Origin of the sequence: Actinophytocola xanthii (assembly GCF_001921205.1) — a bacterium.
GTDB classification, from domain to species: Bacteria; Actinomycetota; Actinomycetes; order Mycobacteriales; family Pseudonocardiaceae; genus Actinophytocola; species Actinophytocola xanthii.
Window position 1 is genome coordinate 38,353 of record NZ_MSIE01000037.1, and the last position, 26,646, is coordinate 64,998.

At 72.9% G+C, this 26,646-nt stretch carries 22 protein-coding genes; 9 read left to right on the forward strand and 13 right to left on the reverse strand.

The features are described 5' to 3' along the window. Nucleotides 1–6: 6 nt before the first annotated feature. From BU204_RS20145 to BU204_RS20175, 7 genes are all read right to left on the reverse strand, one after another. Nucleotides 7–1,986: an alginate lyase family protein gene (locus BU204_RS20145; RefSeq protein ID WP_075127257.1), complete on the reverse strand. Its 1,980-nt coding sequence runs from the start codon at nt 1,984–1,986 to the stop codon at nt 7–9. Beyond that, the gene (locus tag BU204_RS20150; protein WP_083661459.1) at nt 1,986–4,268 is read right to left on the reverse strand and encodes a bi-domain-containing oxidoreductase; all 2,283 of its coding nucleotides are present in this window, start codon (nt 4,266–4,268) and stop codon (nt 1,986–1,988) included. The genes BU204_RS20145 and BU204_RS20150 overlap by 1 nt, the downstream gene beginning before the upstream one ends. Nucleotides 4,269–4,283: 15 nt before the next feature. Beyond that, nucleotides 4,284–6,194: an asparagine synthase (glutamine-hydrolyzing) gene (asnB, locus tag BU204_RS20155; protein WP_075127258.1), complete on the reverse strand. Its 1,911-nt coding sequence runs from the start codon at nt 6,192–6,194 to the stop codon at nt 4,284–4,286. 12 nt (nt 6,195–6,206) lie between these two features. Continuing rightward, nucleotides 6,207–8,039: a Wzz/FepE/Etk N-terminal domain-containing protein gene (locus BU204_RS20160; protein WP_083661460.1), complete on the reverse strand. Its 1,833-nt coding sequence runs from the start codon at nt 8,037–8,039 to the stop codon at nt 6,207–6,209. Then, nucleotides 8,036–9,406: a YveK family protein gene (locus tag BU204_RS20165; RefSeq protein WP_075127259.1), complete on the reverse strand. Its 1,371-nt coding sequence runs from the start codon at nt 9,404–9,406 to the stop codon at nt 8,036–8,038. The genes BU204_RS20160 and BU204_RS20165 overlap by 4 nt, the downstream gene beginning before the upstream one ends. A gap of 157 nt (nt 9,407–9,563) precedes the next feature. Next, nucleotides 9,564–10,760, reverse strand: a complete 1,197-nt coding sequence (locus tag BU204_RS20170) for a glycosyltransferase family 4 protein (protein WP_075127260.1) — start codon at nt 10,758–10,760, stop codon at nt 9,564–9,566. Then, complete coding sequence (locus tag BU204_RS20175; RefSeq protein ID WP_075127261.1) at nt 10,741–12,063, reverse strand: nucleotide sugar dehydrogenase; 1,323 nt, start codon at nt 12,061–12,063, stop codon at nt 10,741–10,743. Before BU204_RS20175 ends, BU204_RS20170 begins: the two co-directional genes overlap by 20 nt. A gap of 351 nt (nt 12,064–12,414) precedes the next feature. Here BU204_RS20175 and BU204_RS20180 point away from each other — a divergent pair, with 351 nt between their 5' ends. Then, entirely contained in the window at nt 12,415–13,716 is a 1,302-nt protein-coding gene (locus BU204_RS20180; RefSeq protein ID WP_075127337.1) for a UDP-glucose dehydrogenase family protein, read from the forward strand. Here BU204_RS20180 and BU204_RS20185 read toward each other — a convergent pair. Continuing rightward, complete coding sequence (locus BU204_RS20185; RefSeq protein ID WP_075127262.1) at nt 13,713–14,246, reverse strand: RNA polymerase sigma factor; 534 nt, start codon at nt 14,244–14,246, stop codon at nt 13,713–13,715. The two genes, BU204_RS20180 and BU204_RS20185, sit on opposite strands and share 4 nt — an antisense overlap. Nucleotides 14,247–14,510: 264 nt before the next feature. Between BU204_RS20185 and BU204_RS41975 the strand changes: the two genes are divergently transcribed. Beyond that, entirely contained in the window at nt 14,511–15,467 is a 957-nt protein-coding gene (locus BU204_RS41975) for a hypothetical protein (RefSeq protein ID WP_143229611.1), read from the forward strand. 347 nt (nt 15,468–15,814) lie between these two features. On the opposite strand, the gene yczR is transcribed toward BU204_RS41975, so the two are convergent. Next, nucleotides 15,815–17,275 (reverse strand): MocR-like transcription factor YczR, encoded by a 1,461-nt coding sequence (gene yczR, locus BU204_RS20195; RefSeq protein ID WP_075127264.1) that lies wholly within the window; start codon nt 17,273–17,275, stop codon nt 15,815–15,817. Nucleotides 17,276–17,356: 81 nt separating this feature from the next. Here yczR and yczE point away from each other — a divergent pair, with 81 nt between their 5' ends. Next, on the forward strand, nt 17,357–17,968 hold the full coding sequence (yczE, locus tag BU204_RS20200; protein ID WP_075127338.1) for a membrane protein YczE: 612 nt from the start codon (nt 17,357–17,359) through the stop codon (nt 17,966–17,968). 16 nt (nt 17,969–17,984) lie between these two features. Here yczE and BU204_RS20205 read toward each other — a convergent pair whose 3' ends face one another. Then, complete coding sequence (locus BU204_RS20205; RefSeq protein ID WP_075127265.1) at nt 17,985–18,527, reverse strand: Clp protease N-terminal domain-containing protein; 543 nt, start codon at nt 18,525–18,527, stop codon at nt 17,985–17,987. Between the two features lies 1 nt (nt 18,528). After that, nucleotides 18,529–18,738 (reverse strand): helix-turn-helix domain-containing protein, encoded by a 210-nt coding sequence (locus BU204_RS20210; protein ID WP_075127266.1) that lies wholly within the window; start codon nt 18,736–18,738, stop codon nt 18,529–18,531. A gap of 61 nt (nt 18,739–18,799) precedes the next feature. Here BU204_RS20210 and BU204_RS20215 point away from each other — a divergent pair, with 61 nt between their 5' ends. Continuing rightward, nucleotides 18,800–19,627 (forward strand): hypothetical protein, encoded by an 828-nt coding sequence (locus tag BU204_RS20215; protein WP_075127267.1) that lies wholly within the window; start codon nt 18,800–18,802, stop codon nt 19,625–19,627. 7 nt (nt 19,628–19,634) lie between these two features. Here BU204_RS20215 and BU204_RS20220 read toward each other — a convergent pair whose 3' ends face one another. Continuing rightward, nucleotides 19,635–20,801 carry a pyridoxal phosphate-dependent aminotransferase gene (locus BU204_RS20220; protein WP_075127339.1) on the reverse strand — a complete coding sequence of 389 codons (1,167 nt, stop codon included), beginning with the start codon at nt 20,799–20,801 and terminating at the stop codon, nt 19,635–19,637. Between the two features lie 104 nt (nt 20,802–20,905). Here BU204_RS20220 and BU204_RS20225 point away from each other — a divergent pair, with 104 nt between their 5' ends. Then, on the forward strand, nt 20,906–22,114 hold the full coding sequence (locus BU204_RS20225; RefSeq protein ID WP_083661467.1) for a DUF445 domain-containing protein: 1,209 nt from the start codon (nt 20,906–20,908) through the stop codon (nt 22,112–22,114). A gap of 26 nt (nt 22,115–22,140) precedes the next feature. Here BU204_RS20225 and BU204_RS20230 read toward each other — a convergent pair whose 3' ends face one another. Then, nucleotides 22,141–22,599 carry a CGNR zinc finger domain-containing protein gene (locus tag BU204_RS20230; RefSeq protein ID WP_075127340.1) on the reverse strand — a complete coding sequence of 153 codons (459 nt, stop codon included), beginning with the start codon at nt 22,597–22,599 and terminating at the stop codon, nt 22,141–22,143. Nucleotides 22,600–22,678: 79 nt separating this feature from the next. Here BU204_RS20230 and BU204_RS20235 point away from each other — a divergent pair, with 79 nt between their 5' ends. The 4 genes from BU204_RS20235 to BU204_RS20250 all read left to right on the forward strand — a co-directional run bounded on the left by BU204_RS20235 (nt 22,679) and on the right by BU204_RS20250 (nt 26,634). Beyond that, a complete protein-coding gene (locus tag BU204_RS20235; protein ID WP_075127269.1) occupies nt 22,679–23,038 on the forward strand; it encodes a VOC family protein in 360 nt (119 codons plus the stop codon). Between the two features lie 73 nt (nt 23,039–23,111). Beyond that, the gene (locus tag BU204_RS20240; RefSeq protein ID WP_075127270.1) at nt 23,112–23,636 is read left to right on the forward strand and encodes a PadR family transcriptional regulator; all 525 of its coding nucleotides are present in this window, start codon (nt 23,112–23,114) and stop codon (nt 23,634–23,636) included. Then, nucleotides 23,633–24,310: an ABC transporter ATP-binding protein gene (locus BU204_RS20245; RefSeq protein WP_075127271.1), complete on the forward strand. Its 678-nt coding sequence runs from the start codon at nt 23,633–23,635 to the stop codon at nt 24,308–24,310. The genes BU204_RS20240 and BU204_RS20245 overlap by 4 nt, the downstream gene beginning before the upstream one ends. Then, nucleotides 24,307–26,634: an FtsX-like permease family protein gene (locus tag BU204_RS20250; RefSeq protein ID WP_075127272.1), complete on the forward strand. Its 2,328-nt coding sequence runs from the start codon at nt 24,307–24,309 to the stop codon at nt 26,632–26,634. Before BU204_RS20245 ends, BU204_RS20250 begins: the two co-directional genes overlap by 4 nt. Nucleotides 26,635–26,646 lie beyond the last annotated feature (12 nt).

Genomic DNA, 26,646 nt, shown 5'->3' on the forward strand with positions numbered 1-26,646 from the left:
CTCCGGCTAGCGGTCGAAGCACAGCAGGGTGGTGAGCACGGCGTCGCCGCCGATCGAGCCGGTGCCGACGAGGGTTGTCGCCGGTTCGAGGCGGCCGAAGCCCGGCGAGTACCAGCCGAGCGGGGGGTCGGTCTCGCCGCGGTGGGCCGACCAGGACAGGTCGGGCGGCAGCTCGAGCACGGCACCGTGGCCACCGTGCTCGTCGGTCCAGGTCAGGCGGGCCGAGCTGCCCTCGAGGACCGCCGTCACCGCCGGGCCGAGGTGGAAGGCGAGCCGCGCCCGGTACGGGCCCCGGCCGTACACCTCGTCGAACACCCGCAGCTCGCCGGACTCCGCTCCCAGCTCGACCGTGCGGCGGTGGGTCGCCGGTGTGGGGCCCTTGGCATAGCCGTCGTGCTCCGCGCTCCAGCGGGCCGTGCCGCCCTCCGGCGGGACGTCGACGGCCAGCACCCGGCTCCGCGCGTGCCGCGTCCACAGGAACGGCCCGCCGCTGTCGGACTGGTCGCGCCCGGCCAGCTCCAGGGTGTTGTGCCCGAGGGTGGAGCGGAAGTAGGCCCGCCACCGCGGCTGACCGTGGTAGCAGTAGGTACCCGGGTCGGCGAGGATCTCCACCCCGCCGTGGCGGACCTCGAGCGACAGCGCGTCGGCATGGGCGTGTGCCGCGATCGACAGGAACCCGTGTGGACCCCCGTCGCAGCGGCACCAGATCTCCCGGGCACCGGACCGGGCGCGGAGCACGGTCAGCCCGGCGTCGCCGAGGTGCGTCGGGCGGACGGCCGGCCGGACCGCCGCCGGCACCGGCACACCCTTGCCCAGGGCAGTCAGCAGCGGCGTGCGGACATCGGTAGCGGCCACCTCCGGCCACCACTCGCGCCGGCCGAACAGCGCGGTGCCGGTGGCGAGCAGCGAGCCCCAGCGGTGCGTGCCGGCCCCGTCGAGCACCAGGCCGTGGCCGTCGTCGGCGTCGCCCTGCCTCGGTGGGGCGAGGCGGGTGTCGACGACCGCTGCCAGCGCGTCGCACATCCGGACCAGCACCAGCCAGGTCGTCTCCGGCACCTCGACGCCGGCCGCGTGCGCCTCCAGCGCCGCGGCAAGACCAAGCTCGAGCACCAGGCCGTGGTACTCGGTCGCGAGCTCGCGGTTGAGCCCGGAGCCGAACGTGTTTCGCTGCAACTGCGCGTCCAGCAGCCGCAGCGCGGCGGAGCGCCAGGTCGGCGACTCGGGGAACCAGTCGAACGCCGTGGCGGCGGCCAGCTGCCCGGCGGCCTCGGCGATCACGTGGTTGTTGGCCGACGAGCCCCGGCTGGGGAACGCCGCGAGCCAGCGCTGGTGCTGGCGGATCTGGTGCAGCGCGACCGGGTTGTCGTCGAACAGGGCGGTGACGCCGGGCCAGCCGTCCAGCAGCCTGCGTACCCACACCCAGGACAGCAGCCGGATGCCCAGCTCGATCCCGCTCACCCAGTGCACCCCGCGCATCGGCGGGTTGGCCGCCCACCACGACCGCAGGTGCTCGGCGACCCGCGTGGCGTAGCGGTCCTCACCGGTCAGCGCGTACGCAGCGGCCAGCACGGTGAGGTGCTGGTGGCGGGAGGGCTCCCAGATCTGCTTGATGTCGCCGACCGCGTCCTCGCTGCGGTAGGGGATGTCGAAGGCGTACCGGTCGGCCGGTGCCGACCGCCCGGTCTTCGGGTCACGGGACCAGTCCGGTGCCACCAGGTCCTCGCGCGGCACGCCGAAGTACTCCGCCCGGCCGGCCACCAGCTCGTCGGCCGTTGCCGTGAGCCGGGCGACGGCGTCGGCCGGCACCGCGGCCAGCACGCCGGGCTCCAGCACCGGCGCGGGCGTCCGGTGGGCGAGCCAGGTCTCGCGCACCGGCGCGTCCAGCTCCCGGCGCCAGCGCCGTCGGCGCACCACGTCGCCCAGCCGGCCGGCGACCTCCGCCGGGCCCATCCGGGACAGGCGGCGCAGGTACCAGCCGGGGGACATCACGGCGCCACCGGGGATGCCTCAGTGGACGTCTCGGTGGACGTCTCTGTGGTCGTCTCGGTGGCCGCCGGTGCGGGCCGCTCGAGCCGGACCGGAACGCCCGCGCCGAGGCTGCGCTCCACGGCGAGCGTGGCCAGGGTCGTCGAGACCAGCGAGTCGACCGGAACGGGCATCGGGGCCCCGGTGGCGACCGCACCGAGGAACGCGTCGAGCTCGGCGCGCTGCCCCTTGTCCCGACCGCGCGGCAGCAGCGGGGTCGCCCACCGCTTGCGCGCGTACACCGAGGCACGCACGAAGTCGTCCAGCCGGAGCACCTTCTGGTCGGCGACCAGGTCCAGGGTCTCCTTGGCGAACCCGGTCGAGCCGGAGGTGGCGTAGGTGATCGTGGCGGTCGAGCCGTCGGGGTAGCGCAGCACAGCCTGCAGGTCGGCGTTGCCAGGGGTGGCGCACGCGTACACCGACGTGGGGTCCGCGCCCAGCAGCCAGCTGACCGTGTCGATGAAGTGCCCGCCCTCACCGGCGAACCGGGTGCCCTCGCGGTCGGACCGGTTGTACCAGGAACCGCCGTCCAACCGGCCGGCATTGACCAGGTAGCGCACGGTCGCCGGGCCCACCCTGGGGCCGAACTGGGCGCGGGCCTGCCGCAGCAGCGGCGCGAAGCGCCGGTTGAAGCCAACCTGGAGCCGGTCGTTGCCGGACTCGGTGATCGCGTCGAGCACGGTGGCAAGCTCCGCCTCCGACAGCGCCAGCGGCTTCTCGACGAACACGGCCTTGCCGGCACGCAGGGCCCGGGCGGTCAGCTCGGCGTGCGAGCTGTGCCGGGTGACCACGAACACGGCGTCGACGTCGTCGTTCGCCAGCACGTCGTCGAGCTCGGTGGAGGCCTCGGCGAAGCCGAACTTGCGCCTGGCGTTGGCCGCCGAGAGCGCCGAGGTCGTGACGACGTGGCTCAGCCGCACGTCCTCGCGCTCGGCGAGGTGCGGCAGCAGCATCGAGGAGGCGTAGTTGCCGGCGCCGATGAAACCGAGCCGGAGCTCCCCGCTGCGCCGCTGCCAGCCCCGCCGCGGCCCGCTCTGGCCGGTGGCGGAGACGGGAACCCGGAGCACCGCCGACTCGGCCGTAGCGATCTCGGTAACGGTCTCGGCGGCGGCCGGGCCGGCCGCGTCGTAGCTGAACAGGACGGCGACGGCCTTGAGCTCGCCGGCCTCCAGCGCCCGGTAGGTCTCCGCGGCCTCGGCGAACTCGGCGACGTGTGAGACCAGGGGCTCGACGTCGATCCGGCCTCGTGCTGCCAGGTCCAGGAAGCACTCGATGTTGCGCCGCTCGGTCCAGCGCACGTACCCGATCGGGTAGTCGCGACCCTCCAGCTCGTAGCTCGGGTCGTAGCGGCCCGGGCCGTAGGAGCGGGAGAACCGGACGTCCAGCTCCTTCTCGTAGTAGGCGTTCCAGGGCAGGTCCAGGGAGCACTTGCCAATGTCGACGACAGTGCCACGGTCCCTGGCAAGCTTCGCGGCCAGCTCGACTGGACCGTTGGAGCTGCCACCGGCGGCCAGGTACACCTGGTCAACCCCGTGCCCGCCGCTGAGCTCGTCCACGGCGGTGTCCACGACACCGGCGTCGGGGTGCCCGGCCACCAGCGCGCCGAGCCGCTCGGCCAGCTCGCAGCGCGACGGGTCGGGGTCCACCCCGACGACCCGCACGCCCGAGGCGACCAGCAGCTGCACGACCAGCTGGCCGATCAGGCCGAGCCCGATCACCAGCGCCAGGTCGCCCAGCTGGGGCTCGCCGCGCCGGACGCCCTGCATGGCGATCGCGCCGACCGTGCCGAACGCCGCGTGCCGGGGGTCGACGCCGGCCGGCACCTTCACGTAGAGGTTCTTCGGCACCCAGTTCAGCTCGGCGTGCAGCGCGTGCTCGTTGCCGGCGCAGGCCACCAGGTCGCCCACCGCGACGTCGTCGATGCCGGCGCCGACCTCCTCCACGACCCCACAGAGCGAGTAGCCGAGCGGGGTGTAGGAGTCGAGCTTGCTGCTCACCTTGCGATAGGTGGCCGCGAGGCCGTTGGTGGCCACGCTCTGCACGACCTTGGCGACCTGGTCCGGCCGCGCCTTCGCCTTGCCCACCAACGACTTGCTCGCCTCGGAGACCTTCATCAGCTCGGTGCCGGTGGAGATCAGCGAGAACACCGTGCGGACCAGCACCCCGCCCGGCTTGACCGCCGGCGTCGGCACGTCCAGCAGGGCGAGCTCCCCGCTCTTGTAGTTCTGCACAACCTGCTTCAAGACTCTTCCCTCGTCTCAGGCGGAAACGGTGGTCCCGGCGGTCGCGCCGCGGTACCAGTACTCGAGCGTCAGCACGTGCCACAGGTGCTTGGACCGGTCCTGCTGCCCGGCGGCGTCCTCGGCGACCAGCCGGCGCAGCGCGTCCCTGCGCAGCAGGCCGTCGCGGACCAGCAGCCCGTCGTTGACCACCTCGCGCACCAGGGGGGCCAGGTCCCGGCTCATCCAGGCCCGCAGCGGGGCGCTGAACAGGCCCTTGGGGCGGTGCACGATCTCGCTCGGCAGGATCGACAGCGCGGCGCGCTTGAGCGCGGCCTTGCTCTGCCGGCCGGCGATCTTCTCCTTGCCGGACAAGGCGAACGCCGCCCTGACCACGTCGACGTCCACGAACGGCACGCGCACCTCGGTGGAGGCGGCCATGCTGGAGCGGTCGGTGTAGGCGAGGTTCAGCCCCGGCAGGAACATCCGGGCATCGGCCAGGCACATCCGGTTCACGTGGTCGGTGAGCGTGTTGTCGTTGTAGATCTCGGCGTGCTCGGCCAACACGTCGTCCACCGTGGACGCCAGGTCCGGGTTGACCAGGTCCAGCAGCTCGCCCCGGTCGTACATCGTGTAGCTGCGCCGGAACGCGGTCTCCTCCGGCAGCTCGGCGAAGGACAGGAAGCGCTTGGCGAACCGGACCGAGCGGTACCCGCGCCGGGACGACGCCACCGGCAGCCGGTCGACGACCGCGCCGATCGGGCGGCGGACGAGCCCGGGAACCTGTTGGTAGCGCAGGGCGAGCAGGTTGGCCAGATGCTTGCGGTAGCCGCCGAACAGCTCGTCGGCACCCATCCCCGAGAGCATCACCTTCACCCCGGCTTCCCGGGCGGCGGCGCAGATCAGGTAGGTGTTGATGGCCGCAGGGTCACCGATCGGCTCGTCCAGGTGGTAGGTCATCTTCGGCAGGAGGTCGAGCACCTGCGGCGCGATCTCGATCTCGTTCAGCTCGACGCCGAACCGACGCGCCACCTGCCTGGCGTAGCGCAGGTCGTCCGGCATGGCCTCGAACCGCGCGTCCTCGGCCCGGAAGCCGATCGTGTACGCCGAGATTCCCGGCTGGAAGCGGGCGGCGAGCGCGGTCAGGTAGCTCGAGTCGAGCCCGCCGGAGAGGAACGTGGCCACCGGCACGTCGGCGAGCAGATGGGCCCGGGTGGAGTCGGCGATCACCTGGGCCAGGTCCGGGGCCGGCTCGTGCGCGGCGGCCTCGGCGACCTCGGCGATGGACCAGTACACCCCGCGCTCGCTGGTCCCGTCCGGGCGGATGCGCAGCCAGCTGCCCGGCGGCAGCTTCTCGGCCTCACGGAAGGCGCACCGGCCATCGGGGACCCAGTAGTAGAGCAGCGAGGCGACCATGGCGGCGTTGTCGACGTGCAGACCGTCGCCGAGTTCGGTGGCGAGTGCCTTGAGCTCGGAGGAGAACGCGAGGCCCTGGCGGCGTCGCACCAGGAACAGCGGCTTGATGCCGAGCTGGTCGCGGACCAGGGTCAGCTCACCGGTCCGCTCGTCGAACACGCCGAAGGCGAACATCCCGCGCAGCCGCGGCAGGCAGTCGGTGCCCCAGCGGCGCCACGCCTCGAGCAGGACCTCGGTGTCGCTGGTGCCGCGGAAGCGCACGCCGGCGGACTCCAGCTCGCGCCGCAGCTCCGGGGCGTTGTAGAGCTCGCCGTTGTAGGTGATGGCGAGCCCGTGGGAGACCATCGGCTGGGCGCCGGTCTCCGACAGGTCGATGATCGACAGCCGCCGATGTCCGAAGTGGACCTCGCCGGTGCCCGCACGGTGGCTGTACCGGCCGTGGCCGTCGGGGCCGCGGTGGGCGAGGGTCTTGGTCAGCCGGTCGGTCAGCGGGCCGCCGTCCGGCCAGAGGTAGGTGCCTGCGATGCCGCACATGTGGTCGCCCTCTCAGCCCTTGGTCCTGCGTTGGTTCAGTCCTTCGACGTCCTCCGCGCGGACCGGCGGGAACCGCCTGGTGGGCACGTCGTGCACGGACTGCTCGGGGGCCCGGTCCTGCCCGACCGGGGAGAACCGGTGGGTCGGCAGCTCGGGACCGTCGGCACTCCCGTTCGTGGCCCCGTTGGTGCTTCCGTTCACAGACGTCGTCCGAGCCGACCCGTTGACCGTGCCCGGCTCGAGCCGCGGCACCGTCTCGGCCCGCGCGGCCCTGCCACGCAGGGCCGTGTGCAGGCCGTCCCAGAGCGTGCCGTCGGTGGAGTCCTTCGGGTCCGGGTCCACCAGCACGACCCCGACGACGGGGATCGAGGCGTCGGCGAGCTGGCGGGCCACGGTGTGCAGCCAGGCCGCGTTCGCGAACCCGGCCCGCACCACCAGCAGCGTCTCCTGGCCGAGGTGGGGCAGGTCGGTCCAGGCCGTGCCCGGGGTGACCGAGCCGACGCCGATCCGGACCTCGCCGGGCCGGGCCGGGCCGGTGTCCTCGGCGCCGACGACCCGGACCGGGTGCTTCTCGCGTCCGGTCAGCTCCGCGAGGTCCCGACCGGAGAGGTCGTCGCGCGTAAGGCGGCCGGCTGGGTCCTCGACGAGGGCCACCGGACGGTCGTCGAGCCGGGTGGCGACGTCCAGGGCGAGCGCCGCGGCCACCCGCGGGGCGCCGAGCTCGAGCACCGACACGGGGCCGGAGCCGTCCCGGACGAGCCGGACGAGCGTCGCGGCCACCCGGTCGCGCTCCTGCGCCGCGCGTGAGCGCCGCCAGAGTCGGGCCGGCCCGCGCCGGGGCGCCGGCAGCTGGGCGACCACCGAGGCGGCGAGGTGGGCGGCGATGTCCCTGCGCAGCACGGGGCGGTCCCGGACCACGCCCATGACCGCGGCCAGCGTGACACCCGAGACCAGCCCGAGCACGAGCCCGATCCCGGCCGCGGCTCCGGTCGAGGCGAGCACCGATCGGCGGATCGCCCGGCCCTTGTCCACGACCTGGGTACCGGCGGCGACGCGCGGCGCGCCGATCCCGGCCTCCTGGGCCTGCTGGGACAGGTCGGAGATGCGGGAGGTGAGCTCCGCGCGCCGGGCGTAGAGCGAGTCCAGGTTGGCGGCGTTCGGCTGCACCTGCTGGCCGCTGTCGGTCGTCTCGCCGTTCAGCTCGGCCTGCTCCTGCGCCGCCCGCGCCTCCCCCTCGGCCCTGGCGATCTGGCCGTTGACGTCCTTCAGCTCAGTGTTGATCTTGTCCCGCTGCGCGAGCAGCGCCTTGGCCTGCGCGTCCGCCGAGGTCTGGATGCGACCGACGTGGTCGGCGATGAACGCCTGGGCGAGCGCGTCGGCGCGCCGGACGGCCTCGGCGGGGGTCGGGCCCTTGACGGTCAGCTCGAGCACGTTGTTGGTGAGCCCGACCGCCGTGTACTGGGTGATGAACTGCTCGGGTCGCTGGTCGGAGCCGAGCGCGTCCAGTGCCGCCGCGGCGACCCGGGTGGTCATCACCAGTGTCGCGTCGGTGCGGATCAGGCTGCCGCCGTCGGAGGGCTGGTCCTCCTCGTGCAGCACGAGGATGCGGGTGACCGCCTCGGCCGGGCTCGGCAACAGCGTCGAGAACAGGCCGCCGGCGATCATGCCGAGCAGCGCGAGCGCGACCCACATCCGGCGCCGGCGCCGGACCCCGACCCACAGGCGGGTGAGGTCGATCAGCGGTTGCGGTCCGGACGCGGTCTCGGGGGCCTCCGCCTCGGTGCTGAGCGCGGTCGACCGCGTGGCTGCCCGCTGGGTCTTCGACTGCCGGGTCTTGGTGCTCATGCTGAACCTGCCATCACGCTGTCCACCGGAACCTCCGGCGCCTCGGTCGGTCCGGCCTGGCCGAGCGGCCTGGTCCGGTGGGTGACCACGACGCCGAGGACGTCGTGGCCGGCGTCGGTGCACGCCTCGTGGATGCCGACCAGCTCCCAGCCGGTCCGGGTGCCCGCGGTGACCACCACGAGCGCGCCGGCGACGTTGGCGTCGGGGACGATCGGCCGCGCCGCGGAGACCTCGGCCACCCGCAGCGTCGCGCGGGCCGGCCCGGCCGCGGCGGTGCGGGCGAGGCGTTGCGCCGCCCGGCGGGCGGCGGGGTCGTCGTCGGGGACCACCACGAGCACCCGCGGCAACAGGCCGGACGGGCCGCTCGGCGTGCTCTCCCGCAGCCGTGAGACCACCCGGCGGTAGCGGATCTCCAGACCCTCCTCGTCCGCGGGAGGCGGGAGCGCCGGGAGGTGCCAGTCGCGTTCGCCGAGGAAGAACCGGCGCAGCAGCCCGCGCCTGCCGGTCCCGGCCGTGTCGCCAGGCTCGTCGGCGACGTCGACGCCGCCCAGGACGTCCGCGCCGAGCGCGGAGACGATCTGCGCCTCTCCCCGCAGGCGCCGGTCCGAGCGGGCGGCCAGCAGGTGGCCGAACAGTCCGATCAGCAGGAACGCGGCGGCGCCGCCGCCCGCGAAGTGGGTCATGGTCGGCGCGGCCGGACCCGCCGGGCGCTCGGCCGGTCCCATCACGACCATCTTGGCCTGGGTGGACGCCGCGTCGAGCTCGTCGAGCTTGGTCATCGCCTGGGACAGCGCCGTGCGCAGCGACTCGAGCTCGGTGCGCACGCCCACGCTGTCGATGGTGTTGCCCTCGCCCGCCGAGGCGTGCAGGTCGGAGATGCGCTGGTTGGTGTCCAGGATCTGCTGGCGCAGGTTCTGCTGCTGTTCCTGGGAGACCTGCGCGGCCGAGTCGGCGGTGTCGCTGAGCAGCTGGGTGGAGTAGGTCACGTACTCCTGGGCCACCCGGTCGGCGAGCTGTTGGGCCCGCTCGGGGCTGTCGGCCCGGCCGGTGACCTCGATGATGTTGCCCTCGGCCACCTGCGCGCTCACGTCGTCGGCGAGGTCCTTCCCCGGGACGCCCCAGCGCAGGCCGGCGGCCGTCCGGTCCAGTACGACCGAACTCTGCGCGACCTGTGCCTCGGTCAGCAGCTCGTCGGCGTCGCGCGGACCCTGCAGCAGGACGTTGGCGGAGGTCTCGTAGCCGGGGGAGAACACCAGCGAGGCACCCGCCCCGGCGACCGCGCCGAGCACGGCGAACACAATCAGTAGTCGCCACCGTCGCTTCAGGACCTGACCGACCACCGACAGGCGAACCGTGTCCTCAGTCACCCTGTGTACTCCCCTCGCTGTGCTCGCCAGCACGCACAAACACCGGCTAGCAGGGCTTTCACTCGTCCCGTCGCCCGTGTCACCGCTTTGGTTACATCAATGCCGTGACTCTTAGTCAAAACGGGACCGAATGTGGGGAGGGGAATTCATTCGGTTGTCACTCGGTTGCGTTATACGCAGTGAGTAACGCCTCACTCGAGTGCGCCCAGGACAGTGGGCCCTCCACGCGGGCCCGGCCGATCTCACCCATGCGGGCGCGCTGGGCGGGGTCGTCGAGCAGCTCGGCGGTCAGCTTGGCGAACTCGGAGACGTCGTTCGCCCGGGCGTACACCGCCGCGTCGCCGGCCGACACCCGCGCCTCACGCAGTTCGAATGACACGATCGGCTTGCCCATCGCCATGTACTCCATGACCTTGTTCATGGTGGACACGTCGTTGAGCGGGTTGCGCGGGTCCGGCGAGAGGCAGATGTCCGCTGTGGACAGATAGCGCACCAGGTCCGCGTCCGGGATCCGCCCGGTGAACTCCACCTGGTCGGCCAGGCGCAGCCGCTCGGCCAGCGCCTGCATCTCCTCGAAGGTGTCGCCGGCGCCGACGAACACCGCGTGCCAGTCGGTGCGGCCCTGCTCGTCGCGCAGTGCGGCGAGTGCCTGGAGCGCGTAGTCGACCCCGTCCTGCGGACCCATCACCCCGAGGTAGCAGAGCAGGTTCGGCTTGCCGCGCTTGAGCTCGGGCTCCGGCTCGACGCGGCGGAACCGCTCGACCGCGGGCGCGCTGCGCACGACGAACACCTTCTCCGGCGCGACGCCGCCCCGGCGCAACGCCACCTGGCGGTAGCTCTCGTTGGTCGCGATCACCACGTCCGCGGCGCGGTAGCTCGCCCGCTCCAGCCGGCAGACGGCGCGGTAGAGCAGGTCCTCGCCCCGGCCGAACCGGGACAGGTAGAGCTCCGGCACCAGGTCGTGCTGGTCGAAGACGAACTTCGCGCCGCGCCGCCGCAGGCTGCGGGCGACCAGGAACAGCAGGTCGGGCGGGTTGCAGGCGTGTACGACGTCGACCGGGCCGACCGTGCGCTCGATGCGCCGGGCAAGCCGGTAGGTGTGCCACAGCGCCGAGCCGTACTCCTTGAGGTAGCCGGCTGGCCCGCCGGTCGCCGCGGCCAGCGGGTAGCGGTGGATGCGCACCCCGTCCAGCTCGACGTAGGGCTCGGTGTCCCGCTTGGTCCCCTGCGGACAGATGACGTGCACCTCCCACCCGGCGTCGCGCAGGGTCGTGGACTCCTGCCAGACGCGGCGGTCGAAGGGGACCGAGAGGTTCTCGACAAGGATCAGTGCTCTACCAGGCAAGGCCCACATACCCCGGTTCGGCCCGGCGCGCCTGCGCGTCGGGGAGGCGGACGAGATCGACGATGGTCTGGCTGCCGCCGTGCGGGAGCTTCGCCAGCACGGCGGGGTCCTTGGTGCCGACGAGGATCACCTCGGCGTGGTCGAGGACCTCGTCGACGTCGGCGGCGAGGAGCTGGCCGAGGTGCGGCAGCCGCGCCTCGATGAACTCCCGGTTGGCGCCGAGCAGCCGGGACAGGCTGACGTTGGCGTCGTGGATGCGCAGGTCGTAGCCCTTGCCGAGCAGCCGCTCGGCCAGCTCGACCAGCGGGCTCTCCCGGAGGTCGTCGGTGCCCGGCTTGAACGACAGGCCGAACAGGCCGACCCGGCGCCGTCCGGTCCGCGCGACCAGCTCGAAGGCGCGTCGCAGGTGCTCCTCGTTGGAGGGCAGGACGTGGGACAGGATCGGCACGGCGACGTCCGCGCGGTGGGCCGCGTGCACCAGTCCGCGCACGTCCTTGGGCAGGCAGGAGCCGCCGAAGGCGAAGCCGGGCCGCAGGTAGGCCGGGCTGATGTTGAGCTTGCGGTCGGCCAGGAAGACGTCCATGACCGCGTGCGAGTCCAGCCCCAGCGCGGCGCAGATGGAGCCGAGCTCGTTGGCGAAGCCCACCTTGAGCGCGTGGAACGAGTTGTCCGCGTACTTCGTGATCTCGGCGACCGGGATCGCGACCCGGAACACCTCGCCGGGCAGGCCGGAGTACAGCTCGGCCACCACGTCCCCGCTCGCGGGGTCCAGCTCGCCGATCACCGTCTTCGGCGGCTCGAAGAAGTCCCGCACGCTCGTGCCCTCACGCAGGAACTCCGGGTTCACGGCGACGCCGAAGTCGACGCCCGCGGTCCGGCCCGAGGCCTTCTCCAGGATCGGGACCAGCAGGTTCAGGCAGGTACCCGGCAGCATCGTGCTGCGGAACACCACGGTGTGGCGCTGGCCGTCCGGCTTGTCCGCCAGTGCCTCGCCGATCTCCTCGGCGACGCGTTCGAGGTACGCCGTGGACAGGCTCCCGTTGGCCGCCGAGGGGGTTCCGACGCAGACCAGGGAGACGTCGGTCGCGGCGACCGCCTCGGCGACGTCGGTCGTCGCGCGCAGGGCCCCGGAGGCCACCACCTCCGCGGTCAGCTCGCCGATCCGCTCCTCGACCACGGGCGCGTTCCCGCCGGTGATGAGCTCGACCTTCGTCGGGTTGACGTCCACCCCGACGACCTCGTTGCCCCGGGCCGCCAGACACGCGGCTGACACGCAGCCGACGTAGCCCAGTCCGAAGACACTGATCCTCATGTCACTTCTCCCGCCTTTTCGCGGGCAGCACAAAACAGGCGTGACACAACCACGCGCGTCCTCCGTCGGCTTGTGCTCCGGCCCCCGAGCCGGACTCAGCGAGATATGAGGGGCCACTCCGCACCTGACTCGCCCAGTAGGTCGATCCCGGAAGGGTGGTTGTTACCGCGTGTGGTGAAAAAATCCCCCGGTCCTGGGTAATTGGGAGTGAATAGGCTGAATGTTGATCACTATGCGTCACATGACTCGGGGCGCGACGTGGGCATACCGGGGTGCCCATGTAGGTTTCGTCGGGGTCACGGGCGTGCACCAGGCCGTCCGGTGGGATCGCTCGCACGAAGGGGAGTGACCGTGTTCGTACGACGGATCGGCGTGATTGGCACGGGGTACGTGGGCCTCACCACCGGCGCCTGCCTGGCCTCGCTCGGGCACCACGTGGTGTGTGCCGACGTGGATGCCGACAAGGTGAAGCGGCTGTCCGCGGGCGAGGTGGACATCCTCGAGCCCGGGCTCGCCGAGTTGGTCGCCGAGGGCATCGCCGCCGGCCGCCTCTCGTTCGTGCTCGGCGCCTCCGCCGCGGTCGACGGGGCCGAGGTCGTGTTCCTCTGCGTGCCGACGCCGATGGGCGTTGGCGGGGTGGCCGACCTGTCGATCGTCGAGTCGGTGCTCGAGGAGGTCGGCGCGCTCCTGCCGCCGGGCTGCGTCGTGGTCAACAAGTCGACGGTCCCGGTCGGCAGCGCCCAGCGCACCGCGGAGCTGCTCGACCGCGAGGACGTCGCCGTCGTGTCGAACCCGGAGTTCCTCCGCGAGGGCTCCGCGGTGCACGACTTCCTCAACCCCGACCGGATCGTCGTCGGCTGCGACCAGCAGGACGCCGCCGAGCGGGTGGCCGCCCTCTACGCCCGCCTCGGTGCTCCCACCGTGCTCACCGACGCGGCGAGCGCCGAGCTGGTCAAGTACGCCGCCAACTGCTTCCTGGCGATGAAGCTGTCCTACGTCAACGCGATCGCCGAACTGTGCGACCGGCTCGGCGCCGACATCTCCGACGTCACCGAGGGCGTGGGCTACGACAAGCGCATCGGCCAGGCGTTCCTGCAGCCCGGTCCCGGCTGGGGCGGGTCGTGCCTGCCCAAGGACACCTCGGCGATGCTCCAGCTCGCCGACGCCGCCGACTACGAGTTCCGGCTCATCCGGGCCACGATCGACACCAACAACCGGCAGCGCCAGCGCATGGTCGAGAAGGTGCGCCTCGCCGTCACCGGCAAGCGCGGCGGCTCACTGTCCAAGGTCCGCCTCGGCCTGCTCGGCCTGACCTTCAAGGCCGGCACGGACGACCTGCGCGACTCGCCGGCCCTGGCCGTCGCCGCGCTGCTGCGCCAGGCCGGCGCGCAGCTGGTCGCCTACGACCCGGCGGTCCGCTCCGGGGACACGCGCATCGACGAGGGCATCACCGTGGTCGACGACCCCTACGTCGCCGCCGAGGGCGTGCAGGCGGTGGTCGTGCTGACCGAGTGGCCGGAGTTCCGCACGCTGGACTGGGCCAAGCTCGCCGCCGTGGTGGCGCGGCCCGTCGTGGTCGACACCAGGAACCTGCTCGACCCCGACGTCGTGCGCCGCGCCGGCTTCGAGTGGAACGGGCTCGGCCGCCGCTAACAGCCCCCGAGGTCCTGCTCGGCGAGGTGGCGGCGGAGCCGGTCGAGGCAGCGGCAGCGGATGCGGGCCACGCTGGCGGCCCGCATCCCCAACGCCGTCGCCAGCTGGGTGTGGGTCAGCTCCGGCGCGTTGGCGCGCAGGGCCAGCAGCTCCCGGCAGCGGTCCGGCAGCCGGCCGAACGCCTCCCGCAGTGCCTGGTCATGGGCGGTGTACAGCATCGGGGGCGGGAGTTCGGCGTCGACCCGCGCCGCGCCCGGGGTCTCCTGGGTGCGGCGGTGCCGGATGCGCAGGCTCTCCCGCCGCGCGGTCGTCACCAGCCAGGCGCGCAGCCGCTCGGGGCTCGCCAGCCGGGGGAGGTGCGCGGCGAGCGCGGTCCACGTGCTCTGCACCACGTCGGCCGCGTCCGCGCGGTCGAGCAGGTGGGACCTGGCGACCACCCAGACGACCGGCGAGTGCCGGCGCACGAGCTCACCCCACGGGGTGCCCCGGTCCCCGTACCGGCCGCCCAGCAGGTCGCGTTCGGTGCTCACGTCGTCCCCCTCCGCACTCGGCGGGGTGGGACGGGACGCGGCTGGTAGCGGTGCCGCGAGGGCCGGGAAATGAGTAGGACTACCCCCGTCGACCGCTCTCACCGGACGTGATCAACCCAGGCCATGCGGCCGATACGGTGCGCCTTTGCCGTCTTTCCGGGTGGATTCGGTCGAGCTAGGGTGCACAGTGTCGGTGCGGTGCTGGATAGTGTCCACAGTCGGGACGGGCACCGACGAAGTACGTGGCGTAACTAAGGGACGGTGGTGGTCGCTGTGGACGGCGTGCGTGCGCCCGCCGGCGTCCGCCTTCGCCGGCTGGCCCGCGGCTGGCTGGTGGTCGCGTCGCTCGCGCTCGCCGGCTGGGTGCTTGGCGCGCTCTTCGCCACCGCCACCGCCGCGGCCGAGGGCCTGCCCGAGAACGAGCCCCGGCACCCCGGCCCGTACCCCAGCTCGGCGCCGGAGACCGACACCCGGGCCGAGGCCGACCTGCCGATGGACCCCGCGGCCGACCCCGCACCATGGCACCCGACGCCCGGCACACCCTCACCGGCGCTGGAGACTCTGGCCGACCTGCCGTTCCCCCTGGTGGCCGAGCCGTCGCCGGCCCCGGCCAAGCCGGAACAGCAGGACCGGCCGCTCGGCGGCCTGCTCGGCGGCCTGGAGTCCGTCCTGGGCGTGCTCGACGACGGTTCCTCGGCCGAGTCCGAGTCCCCCTGGGCGTGGCCGCCCCCGGCCGTGCCCGAGGACCAGCCGCTACCCCTGCCGGAACCGCAGCCCGAGGCGACACCGCAGCCCTCGCCGAGCCTGGCCGTCCCCACGTCCCCGGCGGCGCCGGCCGAGCCGTCGGTCGCACCCGCCGAGCAGCCGACCCGCGCGACCACGCGCGGCTTCTCCTGGGAGCACGTGGCGTCGTCGCACGCACCCGAGAGCTTTCCGTCCCTTCGGGACGGTCCGCGTGCGGTAGTGGCGAGCGCCGACGTCGCCGAGCTCGCTCAGGAGTCCCCGGCACCGCCGCCGCTGCCGACCAAGGCGCCGGCCGCGCCCGGTGGTTGCCCCACGGCCTCCACCACCCACGACACGTCGAGCGGCGCTCGGGGCGGCCAGGGCGTACTGTCCGCGCAGAGCCCACTCGCGCCGCGGACGGCCGGGTCGAGGACCGGCGGCGACACGGCCGAGATCGCGGGACGGACCGCCGGCCTGCCCGTCACCTCTCCCGACTGACCCGACCCGAGCCTCCCGGGAGCCGTCTGTTCCGCGCCGGCCGCCCTTACTGCGTCCGGTCCAACCGAATGGCCCGCTCAGGCGTTTCGCCGAGCAACCGAACAGAACAACCCGAACCACCCGACCTGCCGACCGCGCCCGGTCAGGTCGGGGCCTGGCCCCGGCGCCGCGATGCCCCCGCGGCGCCGGGGCTCTCCCTCTGACCGCCCGGCCCGACCGGCACATCGAGGGGCTGTGCCGGCCACACCTCCGTGCGCGCCAGAGGCGACCGGTGCGCTGGATGGCCCAGGACGAACTGGGCCATTCAGCGCACTGCTTTCTACCGCTCCCAACGACCGCGGCGCTAGTCAGGTCACGGGTACAGGTCCGTTGTCCGCCATCGGGGCACCGCATTCAGCCACTGATGCCGCCGCCGATGCCAGCCTGCGCACGGCCTCCGCCAATACGTCACTCGGCCGGGTGAACGGGAGGCGGAGCCAGTGTTCCAGCCCGCCGTGCACCGCGAAGAACGAGCCAGGGGCCACCCGTACCCCGAAGTTCTGGGCCACGGCAGCCACCCGGGTGCTCACGGGGGCGGGCAGCCGGCACCAGAGCGAGAGGCCGCCGTCGGGGAGGTGGAACGACCAGTCCGGGCACTCCCGCGCCAGCGCGTCGGCCAGCGCGTCGCGCTGCGCGGCCAGCCTCGCTCGGCGTTCCACGAGCGCTGCCGGCGGCGCGGCGAGCAACTCGGCCAACACCAGCTGTTCGAACACCGGCGAACCGAGATCCAGCCCGCGCCGGGCGACCAGCAGGCGGTTGACGAGCTCGCGGGAGGCTCGGATCCAGCCGATCCGCAGGCCGCCCCAGTGCGACTTCGCCGCGGACCCGGTGGCCAGCACGAGGTCGCCGGCGAACGCCGCGAACGGCGGCGGGGAGGCCGGGGAGTCCCGCAGGTCCAGGTCGACGTGGGTCTCGTCGATCACGACCGGCGTCCTCGCCCGGCGTAGCGCGGTGCCGAGCCGGGCCCGGCCGGCCTCGTCCAGCTGGTGCCCGGTCGGGTTCTGGAAGTCGACGACCAGATAGGCAAGCCGGGGCGCGGCCTGGCGCAGCGTCGCCTCCAGCCCGTCCAGGTCCCACCCGTCCTCGGTCATCGCGACCGGTACCGGGAGCGCGTGTGCCGCCCGGACCGCCTCGATCGCGTTCGGGTAGGTGGGCTGCTCGAGCAGCACCCGGTCGCCCGGCCCGACCAGCACGCGCAGGGCCATCGCCAGGCCATGGTGCGCGCCGTTGGTCACCAGGATCTCGTCGGGCTCGGTCGGCAGCCCGCGTTCGGTGAAGCGCTGCGCGATGCGCGCCCGCAGCTCGGGCAGGCCCTGCTCGTAGAGGCCGTGCCCACCGAGCTCGGCGGTGAACCGCGGCAACGCCGCCTCCGCCGCGGCGGCCACCCCGGGGATGGCCTCCGGTACAGCCCGGGCGAGGTCGATCAGCTGGTGGGCGTCCGCCGGCTCGTCGGCGAGGCCGCCGGAGGACCTGCCGCGCGGCACCGCCGTCCACGAGCCGGCCCCCCGTCGGCTCACCACCAGGCCGCTCGTCCGCAACCGCTCCCAGGCCGAGGCGACGAGGGTGCGGCTGACCCCCAGCGCCTCGGCGAGCTCCCGCTCCGGTGGCAGGCCAGTGCCCGGCGGGAGGCGCCCGTCCAGGACGAGCATCCGGATGCCCGCGGCGAGGTCGGCGGCTCCGTGTCGGGAGCCTCCTCGCCGCCACAGGCCGAGGTGCTCGGCCAACCGCCGTGCCGTTACCCGTCCACTGGGTGGGATCTCGGGGTTCATGAGGCCAATTGTTCCGCATTGGCTATTGATGGGGAAGGCCGATCTGCGCAGGATGGCTGCGTGGACTTCAAGCCGATCCCGATGGCCGTTCGCCCCACCCGGCGGCTCACCCAGCTCCTGGCCGGGCTGGTGCTCTACGGCGTGAGCATGGGCCTGATGGTGCGCAGCACCCTCGGGCTCGACCCGTGGGACGTCCTGCACGAGGCGCTCTCCGAGCGCACCGGGCTGAGCTTCGGCCTGGTGACGGGCATCCTCGGCGCGCTGGTGCTGCTCTGCTGGATCCCCCTGCGGCAGCGGCCGGGGGTGGGCACCGTGGCGAACATCGTCGTGATCGCGGTCGCGGTGGACCTGACGTTGGCGCTGCTGCCCCCGCCCTCGGCGCTGGCCGCGCGGATCGTCCTCATGGTGAGCGGCGTTGTGCTGAACGGCCTGGCCACGGCGACCTACATCGGGGTGCGCCTCGGGCCCGGTCCGCGCGACGGGCTGATGACCGGCATCGCCGCGCGGACCGGCGTCTCGATCCGCGTCGTGCGCACCGGGATCGAGCTGACCGTGCTGGCCGTGGGCTGGCTGCTCGGCGGCACGGCCGGTATCGGCACCGTGGTCTACGCCCTCGCCATCGGCCCGCTCACCCAGGCGTTCCTGCCCCTGGTTCGGTGGCGGCCGGAGCGCGTGGACGCGGCCGAGGCATGACCGCGGCCAACCGTGGTCACTGCACGGTGGCCAACCGGCTGCGCACCTCCGGGTAGGACAGGCCGTGGGCGGCGAGCACCTCGGCGCCCACCCCGCCGCCCGCGGCCATGGCCAACAGCAGGTGCTCGTCGCCGATGCGGCGGTCCCGGCGCTCCTGCGCCTGGCGCAGCGTCCCCACGAGTGCGGCCTTCGCCTCCGGTCCGAAGGGGAGGTGTCCCTTCGGGAACCGGAAGCGCCGGCGCGGCCCGCGGGCCAGCGCGTTCTCCCCGTGGGCCCGCTCGACATGCTCGACGACGGCCGCCACGTCGATGCCGAACCGGCCGAGCGCGTCGGCCTCGGCCGTCGACAGGCCGCCCCGCCTGCGGGCGGCGGCGAACTCGGCCAGCATGGCCTCCCGGCGCAGCCCCGCGGCCACGAGGATCGGGGCGGACCGGGCGTGGTCGTGCAGCAGGCCGAGCATCAGGTGCTCGGGGCCGACCTCGGCGGCCTCCTCGCGCTCGGCCTCGCGCACCGCGTCGAGCACCACCCTCTTCGTGGACCTGGTGAACCGTTCGAACATGTCACGCCCTCCCGTGCTTCTTGTGTACCGCCTGCCGGCTGACGCCCAGCTCCGTGGCGATCTCCTGCCAGGACCAGCCCTGCATCCGCGCGTTGCGGACCTGGACCGCCTCCAGGCGTTCCAGCAGCCGCCGCAGACCCGCGACGGCCCGCAGGCCCACTCGCGGATCCCGGTCGCCGGCCGCGCTGGCCAGCTGCGTTGCCTCACTCATGCTGTCAACTTACGTTGACGCGAGCGGACTGTCAACTCACGTTGACACGTAGGGTGTGCTCATGAAGATCGACATCGCGGAACAGCCCGGGGTCGGTCTGGACGGGCAACCGCGGCCGAGCGAGGACGTGGTCGTCCCGCTCCCCAACGCGGTCGTGCTGCTCGACGGCGCCACCTCGACCCGACCCGGTCGCGGGGGCGGCTGGTACGCGCGGGTGCTCGCCGGTCACCTGGTCGCCCGGCTCACCGGGTATCCCACGATGGACCTGGCCGACCTGCTCGCCGCCGCCATTCACGCCGTCGCCAGAGAGCACGATCTGGTCCCCGGCGACTCCCCGTCCAGCACGGTCGCGCTCGTGCGCTGGTCGGCCGAGACCGTCGAGGGCCTGGTGCTCGCGGACAGCCCGGTCGTGGCGGTCACCGGCGGCGGGACCACGCTCCTGGCCGACCATCGGCTGGCCGCCCTGCCCCGACGCGGGGGCGGGTACCGCGGTCGGCTGCGGGCCGGTGCCGGCTACGGCGAGGAGCACGTCGCGGCCCTGCGCGCCGCCGCGGCCCAGGTGGGTGAGCTGCGCAACACCGAGGGCGGGTTCTGGGTGGCCGAGGCCGATCCGGACGCGGCCTACCAGGCGGTCCGCGCCAGTTGGCCGCGGGCCGCGACCAGCCTGGTCCTGCTCGCCAGCGACGGTGTCTCGTGCGGCGTCGACGACTACGGGCTGTTCGACTGGCCGGCCGTGGTCGAGCTGGTCAGGACCAGGGGGCCGCAGGCCGTGCTGGACGAGGTCCGCGCGGCCGAGGAGAGCGACCGGGACGGTCGCCGCTGGCCGCGTCCCAAGGTCCATGACGACCAGGCACTCGCCGTCGTGGACCTCACTCCCGACCAGGGCTGAGTTCGGCCTACGCCAGCTTGTGCAGGCGCTTCACGGCCTCGTCGAGGACCTCGTCGCGTTTGCAGAAGGCGAAGCGGACGATGTGCCGCCAGCGGTCGGGGTTGTCGGTGAAGACCTGGACCGGCACCGCGGCGACGCCGATCCGCTCCGGCAGCCGCCAGCACAGCTCCGCGCCGTCGGTGAACCCCAGCGGGCGCACGTCCGCGCACACGAAGTACGTCCCGGCGCTGCGGCGGACCTCGAAACCGGCCGCGGCCAGTCCCGCCGCCAGCCGGTCCCGCTTGCCCTGCAGGTCCTCGCGGAGCGCCGCGGCCCAGGCCGCCTCGTGTTCGAGCGCGTGCGCCACCGCCGGCTGGAACGGTGCACCGCCGACGAAGGTCAGGAACTGCTTGGCCGCCTTCACCGCCGACACCAGCTCGGCCGGTCCGCAGGCCCAGCCGATCTTCCAGCCCGTGCAGTTGAACATCTTCCCGGCACTGGAGATCGTCAGCGTGCGCTGCGCCATGCCGGGCAGCGAGCCCAGCGGGACGTGCTCGACGCCGTCATAGGTCAGCGACTCGTACACCTCGTCGGTCACCGCGATCAGGTCGTGCTCGACGCACAGGGCGGCGATGCCCTCGAGCTCGGCCCGGGTGAAGACCGTGCCGGTCGGGTTGTGCGGGGAGTTGACCAGGATCGCCCGGGTGCGCGGGCCGATCGCCGCGGCCAGCGCGTCGAGGTCCACGGCGAAGCGGCCGTCACCGGCCTCGGCCAGCGGGACCACCCGCCGCTGCGCGCCGGCCAGCGCGACCGAGGCGGCGTAGGAGTCGTAGTAGGGCTCGAACAGCACGACCTCGTCGCCCGGCTGGACCAGCGCCAGCATCGAGGCCGCGATCGCCTCGGTCGCGCCGACGGTGACCAGGATCTCGGTGTCCGGGTCGAACCGGGTGCCGTAACCCGAGCGCTGGGCGGCGATCGCCGCCCGCAGCTCTGGCCGGCCGGGGCCGGGCGGGTACTGGTTGACCCCGCTCGCGATCGCCTCCCGGGCGACCTCCAGCATCGAGGGCGGACCGTCGGTGTCGGGGAAGCCCTGACCGAGGTTCACCGCCCCTGTCCTGGTGGCGAGTGCGGTCATCTCCGCGAAGATGGTCGAGGTGAACGGCTCGAGTCGGGGAACCAAGGCTTTCCGGGGCACGGTCACGCAGTCTCACGGACAATGGACGTGTGCGGCAACCGACGGTCCCCCTGACCAACGCCCCCATCCCTGGTGAGGCGGAGAAGCGGCGCGGTCTGCGCCGGATGAAACTCGTTGCGCTGTCGTTCCTGCTCGGGGCGACAGTGATCTTCCTCGCGACGGCGTTCTGGCAGTCCGCCGGCGCGCCCACCTGGGTCGGTTACGTCAAGGCGGCAGCCGAGGCGGGGATGGTCGGCGCGCTGGCCGACTGGTTCGCGGTCACGGCCCTGTTCCGGTACCCCCTCGGCATCCGGATCCCGCACACCGCGATCATCCCGACCCGCAAGGACGCCCTGGGCGACAGCCTCGGCGACTTCGTCGGGACGAACTTCCTCTCCGAGCAGGTCGTCCGGGAGCGGCTGCGCCGGGTCGGCGTCGCCCGTCGCCTCGGCGGCTGGCTGGCGCAACCGGAGAACGCCGAGCGGGTGACCGCCGAGCTGTCCACCGTGGTGCGCGGGGCGGTCGCGGTGCTGCGTGACGAGGACGTGCAGGCCGTGATGGAGCACGCCGTGGTCCGCCGGGTGGTCGCGGTGCCGTGGGGGCCGCCGCTGGGCAAGCTGCTGGCCGGGGTGTTCGCCGACGGCTCGCACCACAAGCTCGTCGACCTGGTCTGCGACCGCGCCTACGACTGGGTCAAGGCCAACCACTCGACGGTGCTGCGCGTGGTGTCCGACCGGGCGCCGAGTTGGTCGCCGCGGTTCGTGGACTCGCTGGTCGCGGACAAGGTCTTCGGCGAGGTGCAGTCGTTCGCGTGGATGGTCAAGACCGATCCGAACCACCCCATGCGGCTCGCGGTGGACAAGTTCCTCGCCGAGTTCGCGAGCGACCTGCAGACCGACCCGACGACGATGGAGCGCGCCGAGCAGGTCAAACAGCAGGTCCTCGATCACCCCGAGGTGCAGAACGTGATCGGGTCGGCCTGGTCGACCGCCAAGGGGATGCTCCTGGACGCCGCCGAGGACCCCTCGAGCGAGCTGCGCAAGCGGGTGCGCGAAGGCCTGGTCTCGCTGGGCCGCCGCCTGTCCGAGGACGACACCCTCCGGGAGAAGGTCGACCACTGGGTGGAGGGCGCCGCCGCCTACGTCGTGCTCAACTACCGCGACGAGATCACCACGCTGATCACCGACACCGTCCAGCGCTGGGACGCCGAGGAGACCTCGCGCAAGATCGAGCTCCAGGTCGGCCGCGACCTGCAGTTCATCCGGATCAACGGCACGGTCGTCGGCGCCCTGGCCGGTCTGCTCATCTACGCGGTCGCCCAGCTGATCCTCTAGGAGCCCAGCCCAGCCCAGCCCAGCCCCTACCGTTCCCGCGTGCGCTCGCGCCAGGCGCGGGCCTTCTCCCGGTTGCCGCAGACCTGCATCGAGCACCAGGTGCGGGAGTGGTTGCGGGAACGGTCGTAGAAGGCCCACCGGCAGTCGTCGGCCGGGCAGATCTTGACCCGGTCCCAGCTACCGAGCACCGCCAGGCGGCTGGCCGCCGCGAGTACCGCCCCCACCACGTCCCGGGCCTCCACCTTCGGCGTGCCCTCCGTCACGGTCACCAGGACCGGCGCGGTCACCGGCGCCGCCGCGGCCGTCGGGTCGCCCGCGGCCGCGCGCAGGGTCGCCCGCACGGCCGCCGGCTCCACCTCGCCCGGCGCCAGGTCCCGTTCGGCCAACCATCCGGCCCACCGCACGGGGTCCTCGATGACGTCGGTACCCGCCTCGACGTCGACCGTGTTCAGGAAGTCCAGCACCAAGGTCACGTCCTCGGTCACGTCCCCCACTGTAGGCCGGTCAGCTGGTAACTTGTGTCACGCGTTTGATGGTTACGCAGAATGCTCAGAAGGGAGCGACATGTCCGTACCGACCCTGTCGTCGGTGGTCCTCGACTGTCCGGACCCCAAGGCGCTGGCTGACTTCTACGCCCGACTCCTCGACCTGCCGCCGGACGCGGAGGCGGAGCCGGGGGCCGAGTGGGCCACGCTGAAGACGCCGAACGGCATCAGCGTGGAGTTCCAGCGCGCCGACGACTACAGCCCGCCGACCTGGCCCGACCCCGAGCGCCAGCAGATGTTCCACCTCGACCTGCACGTCGAGGACATGGACGCGGCGCACGAACGGGCCGTCGACCTCGGTGCCAAGCACCTCGACACCCAGCGGACCTTCCGCGTCTTCGCCGACCCGGCAGGACACCCGTTCTGCCTCTGCGGCTAGAAAAACCGCAGCTCAGAGGGCAATACACAGTGTGTATAGACTTGATCTATACACACTGTGTATTGTCCTCGCCATGTCAATCGGCCACACGTTGCTGGGGTTGCTCGAACACGGCCCCCGGCACGGATACGACCTCAAACGCGCCTACGACGAGCACTTCGGCCAGGACCGCCCGCTGCACTACGGGCAGGTCTACTCGACGCTGTCCCGGCTGCTCAAGCACGGCCTGGTCACCGAGGACGGCATCGAGCAGGGCGGCGGGCCGGACCGCAAGCGGTACGCGGTGACCGCCGAGGGCGTGACCGACGTGGAGCGCTGGCTCGCCACGCCGGAGAAGCCCGAGCTGTACCTGCAGAGCACGCTCTACACGAAGGTCGTCATCGCCCTGCTGTCCGGCCGCGCCGCCGAGGAGGTGCTCGACGGCCAGCGTGCGGCGCACCTCAACGCGATGCGCGAGCTCACCGTGCGCAAGCGGGCCGGCGACCTCACCGACCAGCTCATCTGCGACCACGCCCTGTTCCACCTCGAGGCCGACCTGCGCTGGCTGGAGCTCACCGCGGCGCGCCTCGCCGACCTGGAGAGGCGGGTGCGGGGATGAGCGAGCCCCTCCTGCGAGCCGAGGCCCTGGTCAAGTCGTTCGGTCGGACCAAGGCGCTGGACGGCGCGGGCATGGGCGTGCGGGCCGGCGAGATCGTGGCCGTGATGGGCCCGTCCGGCTCCGGCAAGTCCACGCTGCTGCACTGCCTCGCCGGCATCATCACCCCGGACTCCGGCACGGTCACCTACGGCGGCCAGGACATCGCGACCATGTCCGACACCGCGCGCAGCGCCCTGCGCCGGACGGAGTTCGGGTTCGTGTTCCAGTTCGGTCAGCTCGTGCCCGAGCTGACCTGTGTGGAGAACGTCGCCCTGCCGCTGCGGCTCGGGGGCCGCAGGCGGCGCGAGGCCGAGGCGCTTGCCCGCGACTGGCTCGCCCGGCTGGAGGTCGGCGACGTCGCGAGCAACCGCCCGGGGGAGGTGTCCGGTGGCCAGGGGCAGCGGGTCGCGGTGGCCCGCGCCCTGGTCACCGGGCCAAAGGTGATCTTCGCGGACGAGCCGACCGGGGCACTGGACTCGTTCAACGGCGAGCACGTGATGCGGCTGCTGACCGAGGCCTCCCGGGAGACCGACGCCGCGGTCATCCTCGTGACGCACGAGCCGAGGGTCGCCGCCTACTCCGACCGCGAGGTCGTCGTCCGCGACGGGCACACCAGGGCGGTGGAGTTCGCATGAGGGGGTGGACGAGCGACCTCATCCTGGGGATGCGGCTGGCAGTCGGGGGCGGCCGCAGCTCCGTGACGAGGTTCGTGCTCAGCACCGTCGGCGTCGGCGTCGCTGTGGTCGTGCTGCTGGTCGGCGCGTCCGTCGGCACGATCGTGACCCAGCAGGACCAGCGGGACGATGCCGACACGGTCAGGTCGACCGAACCGGTCGACGGGGTGGACCCGCTGTACGTGGCGCGGTCGATCAGCCAGTTCCAGGGCGAGTCGATCGAGTTGGCCTTCGTCCACGCGCAGGGGGAGAACCCGCCGCTGCCCCCCGGCATCGACGAGGTGCCGGCGCCGGGCGAGATGGTGGCCTCGCAGGCCCTCGTCGGCCTGCTCGGCTCGCCCGACGGTGACCTCCTCCGCCCGCGGTTGCCCCAGGAACTGGTCGGAACCATCGGCCGGGAGATGGTGCCCGAGCCCGGGGACCTCATCGCCTACGTCGGTGCGGACGCGGAGCTCATCGGGGCCCCGGAAGCGGAGCGGGTCTACGAGTTCGGAGCGCAGTACGAGTCGAGTCCACCGGCGGTCGAGGCGATGCTGCTCGTCAACCTGGGTGCCGTGATCCTGCTCGTACCGGTGTTCATCTTCGTCGCCTCGGCCAGTCGCATCGCCGGAGCCGAGCGTGACCGGCGCCTGTCGGCACTGCGCCTGGTGGGTGTCGGAGCGGCGCAGGTCCGGCGGATCGCCGCGGCGGAGACGGCGATCAGCGCGTTCGCCGGGCTCGTGGTCGGCAGCGCGGCCTTCCTCGTCCTGCGGGCGTTCGCCGAGGACATCGAGCTGCTCGGGCTGCGGGTGTACCGCGAGGACGTCGTGCCGAACCCGGTATTGGTGCTGGTGATCGTGGTGGCCATCCCGGCGCTGGCGGTGCTCACCGCGCTGGTCGCACTGCGCCGAACCATCATCGAGCCGCTCGGTGTGGTCCGGCGGGTCAAACCGGTGCGCCGCCAGGTGTGGTGGCGGCTCCTGCTGGTGGCTGCCGGGGTGGCGCTCCTGCTCACCGGTGGCGGCGGGTCACGCGGCTCGGACCAGTGGGCGATCGCCCTGTCGGCCGGGACGGCGCTGCTGCTGATCGGCGTGCCGGTGCTGCTCCCCTGGCTGGTGGAGGGGATCGCCGGCCGGATCTCGGGCGGGCCCTCGTCCTGGCAGCTCGCGGTCCGGCGGCTCCAGCTGGACAGCGGCACCTCGGCCAGGGTGGTCGGCGGCGTCGTGGTCGTCCTGGCCGGCGCGATCGCGTTGCAGACGACCCTGACCTCGGTCGAGGACGACATGGGCATCACGGCCGCCGCGGCCGGGCAGCCGCCGGAGCCGGTCATCGAGGTCAAACTGGTCGACCATGACATCGCCGACGAGGCGCTGGCCGAGGTCAGGGCGGTACCGGCGGTGCGCGAGGCGTACCTCCTGCGGGGGGTGGCGGCCTTCGAGCCGGGTGCGTCGGAGGGCAGCGGCACGCAGATCGTCGTGCTGGACTGCGCGGCGATGCGTGCGGCGGCCGGTGTCGAGGAGTGCGCCGACGGCGACGTCCTCACCGTGCCGGACGGCCGTTCGGTACCTCGCCCCGGAACGGAGCTCGAGTTCCGCCAGTACGAGTACTCCGACGAGCCGACCGAGGAATCCGCCACCTTCGAGCGGCTCGGAACCTGGACGGTGCCGAACCGGATGCGCGAGGTGGACGGGAACGCGGAGCTCGACGAGATGGTGGCCTTCGCCGACCTGATCGCCACCCCTGGCGCCTTCGCCAGCCTGCCCCCGGCGGTGTACACCTCGCTGCGGGTGGATGCCGGCAACCCGACCTCCGACCAGCTCGAGCAACTCCGGAACTCGGTTGGCGAGTTCGGCTGGCGGGCCTACGTCTACTCGTACAACACCGTCGAGGACCTCCGTGCCGACCAGGCGGTGTTCCTCGCCGTCCGCAACGCCCTCTACGCCGCGTCGGTGTTCATCCTGCTGCTGGCCGGGGTGAGCCTGCTGGTCCTCGCGCTCGAACACATCCGAGAGCGGCGCCGTGCCCTGGCCATGCTGGTCGCCTCCGGGGTGCCGAGGGGGGTACTTGCCAGGTCGCTGCTCTGGCAGGTGGTGCTGCCGCTCGGGATCGGGGTGGTGGTCGCCGTGGGCACCGGCATCGGTCTCGGCGCGATGATCGTGCGGATCAGCGAGGAGCGCGTGGTCGTCGACTGGCTCGGCGTCGGCCTGCTGTCGGCCGGAGCGGCGCTGCTGTCGGTGCTGGTGACCGCGATGACGCTGCCGTTCCTGCGCGGCGCCACCCGGTTGACCTCGCTGCGGACCGAGTGAGGGGCCTGGTAT

Bases quoted from the DNA above. Each gene is read 5' to 3' on its own strand.
- asnB (WP_075127258.1), bottom strand. From the start codon at position 6,194: ATGTGCGGCATCGCAGGCACCTACCTCTGGCCGGACGGCGGCCCGCTG.
- BU204_RS20170 (WP_075127260.1), bottom strand. From the start codon at position 10,760: ATGTGGGCCTTGCCTGGTAGAGCACTGATCCTTGTCGAGAACCTCTCG.
- yczR (WP_075127264.1), bottom strand. From the start codon at position 17,275: ATGAACCCCGAGATCCCACCCAGTGGACGGGTAACGGCACGGCGGTTG.
- BU204_RS20245 (WP_075127271.1), top strand. From the start codon at position 23,633: ATGAGCGAGCCCCTCCTGCGAGCCGAGGCCCTGGTCAAGTCGTTCGGT.
- BU204_RS20225 (WP_083661467.1), top strand. From the start codon at position 20,906: ATGAAACTCGTTGCGCTGTCGTTCCTGCTCGGGGCGACAGTGATCTTC.
- BU204_RS20240 (WP_075127270.1), top strand. From the start codon at position 23,112: ATGTCAATCGGCCACACGTTGCTGGGGTTGCTCGAACACGGCCCCCGG.
- BU204_RS20145 (WP_075127257.1), bottom strand. From the start codon at position 1,986: ATGTCCCCCGGCTGGTACCTGCGCCGCCTGTCCCGGATGGGCCCGGCG.
- BU204_RS20175 (WP_075127261.1), bottom strand. From the start codon at position 12,063: ATGAGGATCAGTGTCTTCGGACTGGGCTACGTCGGCTGCGTGTCAGCC.
- BU204_RS20205 (WP_075127265.1), bottom strand. From the start codon at position 18,527: ATGTTCGAACGGTTCACCAGGTCCACGAAGAGGGTGGTGCTCGACGCG.
- BU204_RS20250 (WP_075127272.1), top strand. From the start codon at position 24,307: ATGAGGGGGTGGACGAGCGACCTCATCCTGGGGATGCGGCTGGCAGTC.
- BU204_RS20215 (WP_075127267.1), top strand. From the start codon at position 18,800: ATGAAGATCGACATCGCGGAACAGCCCGGGGTCGGTCTGGACGGGCAA.
- BU204_RS20160 (WP_083661460.1), bottom strand. From the start codon at position 8,039: ATGAGCACCAAGACCCGGCAGTCGAAGACCCAGCGGGCAGCCACGCGG.
- yczE (WP_075127338.1), top strand. From the start codon at position 17,357: ATGGCCGTTCGCCCCACCCGGCGGCTCACCCAGCTCCTGGCCGGGCTG.
- BU204_RS20210 (WP_075127266.1), bottom strand. From the start codon at position 18,738: ATGAGTGAGGCAACGCAGCTGGCCAGCGCGGCCGGCGACCGGGATCCG.
- BU204_RS20235 (WP_075127269.1), top strand. From the start codon at position 22,679: ATGTCCGTACCGACCCTGTCGTCGGTGGTCCTCGACTGTCCGGACCCC.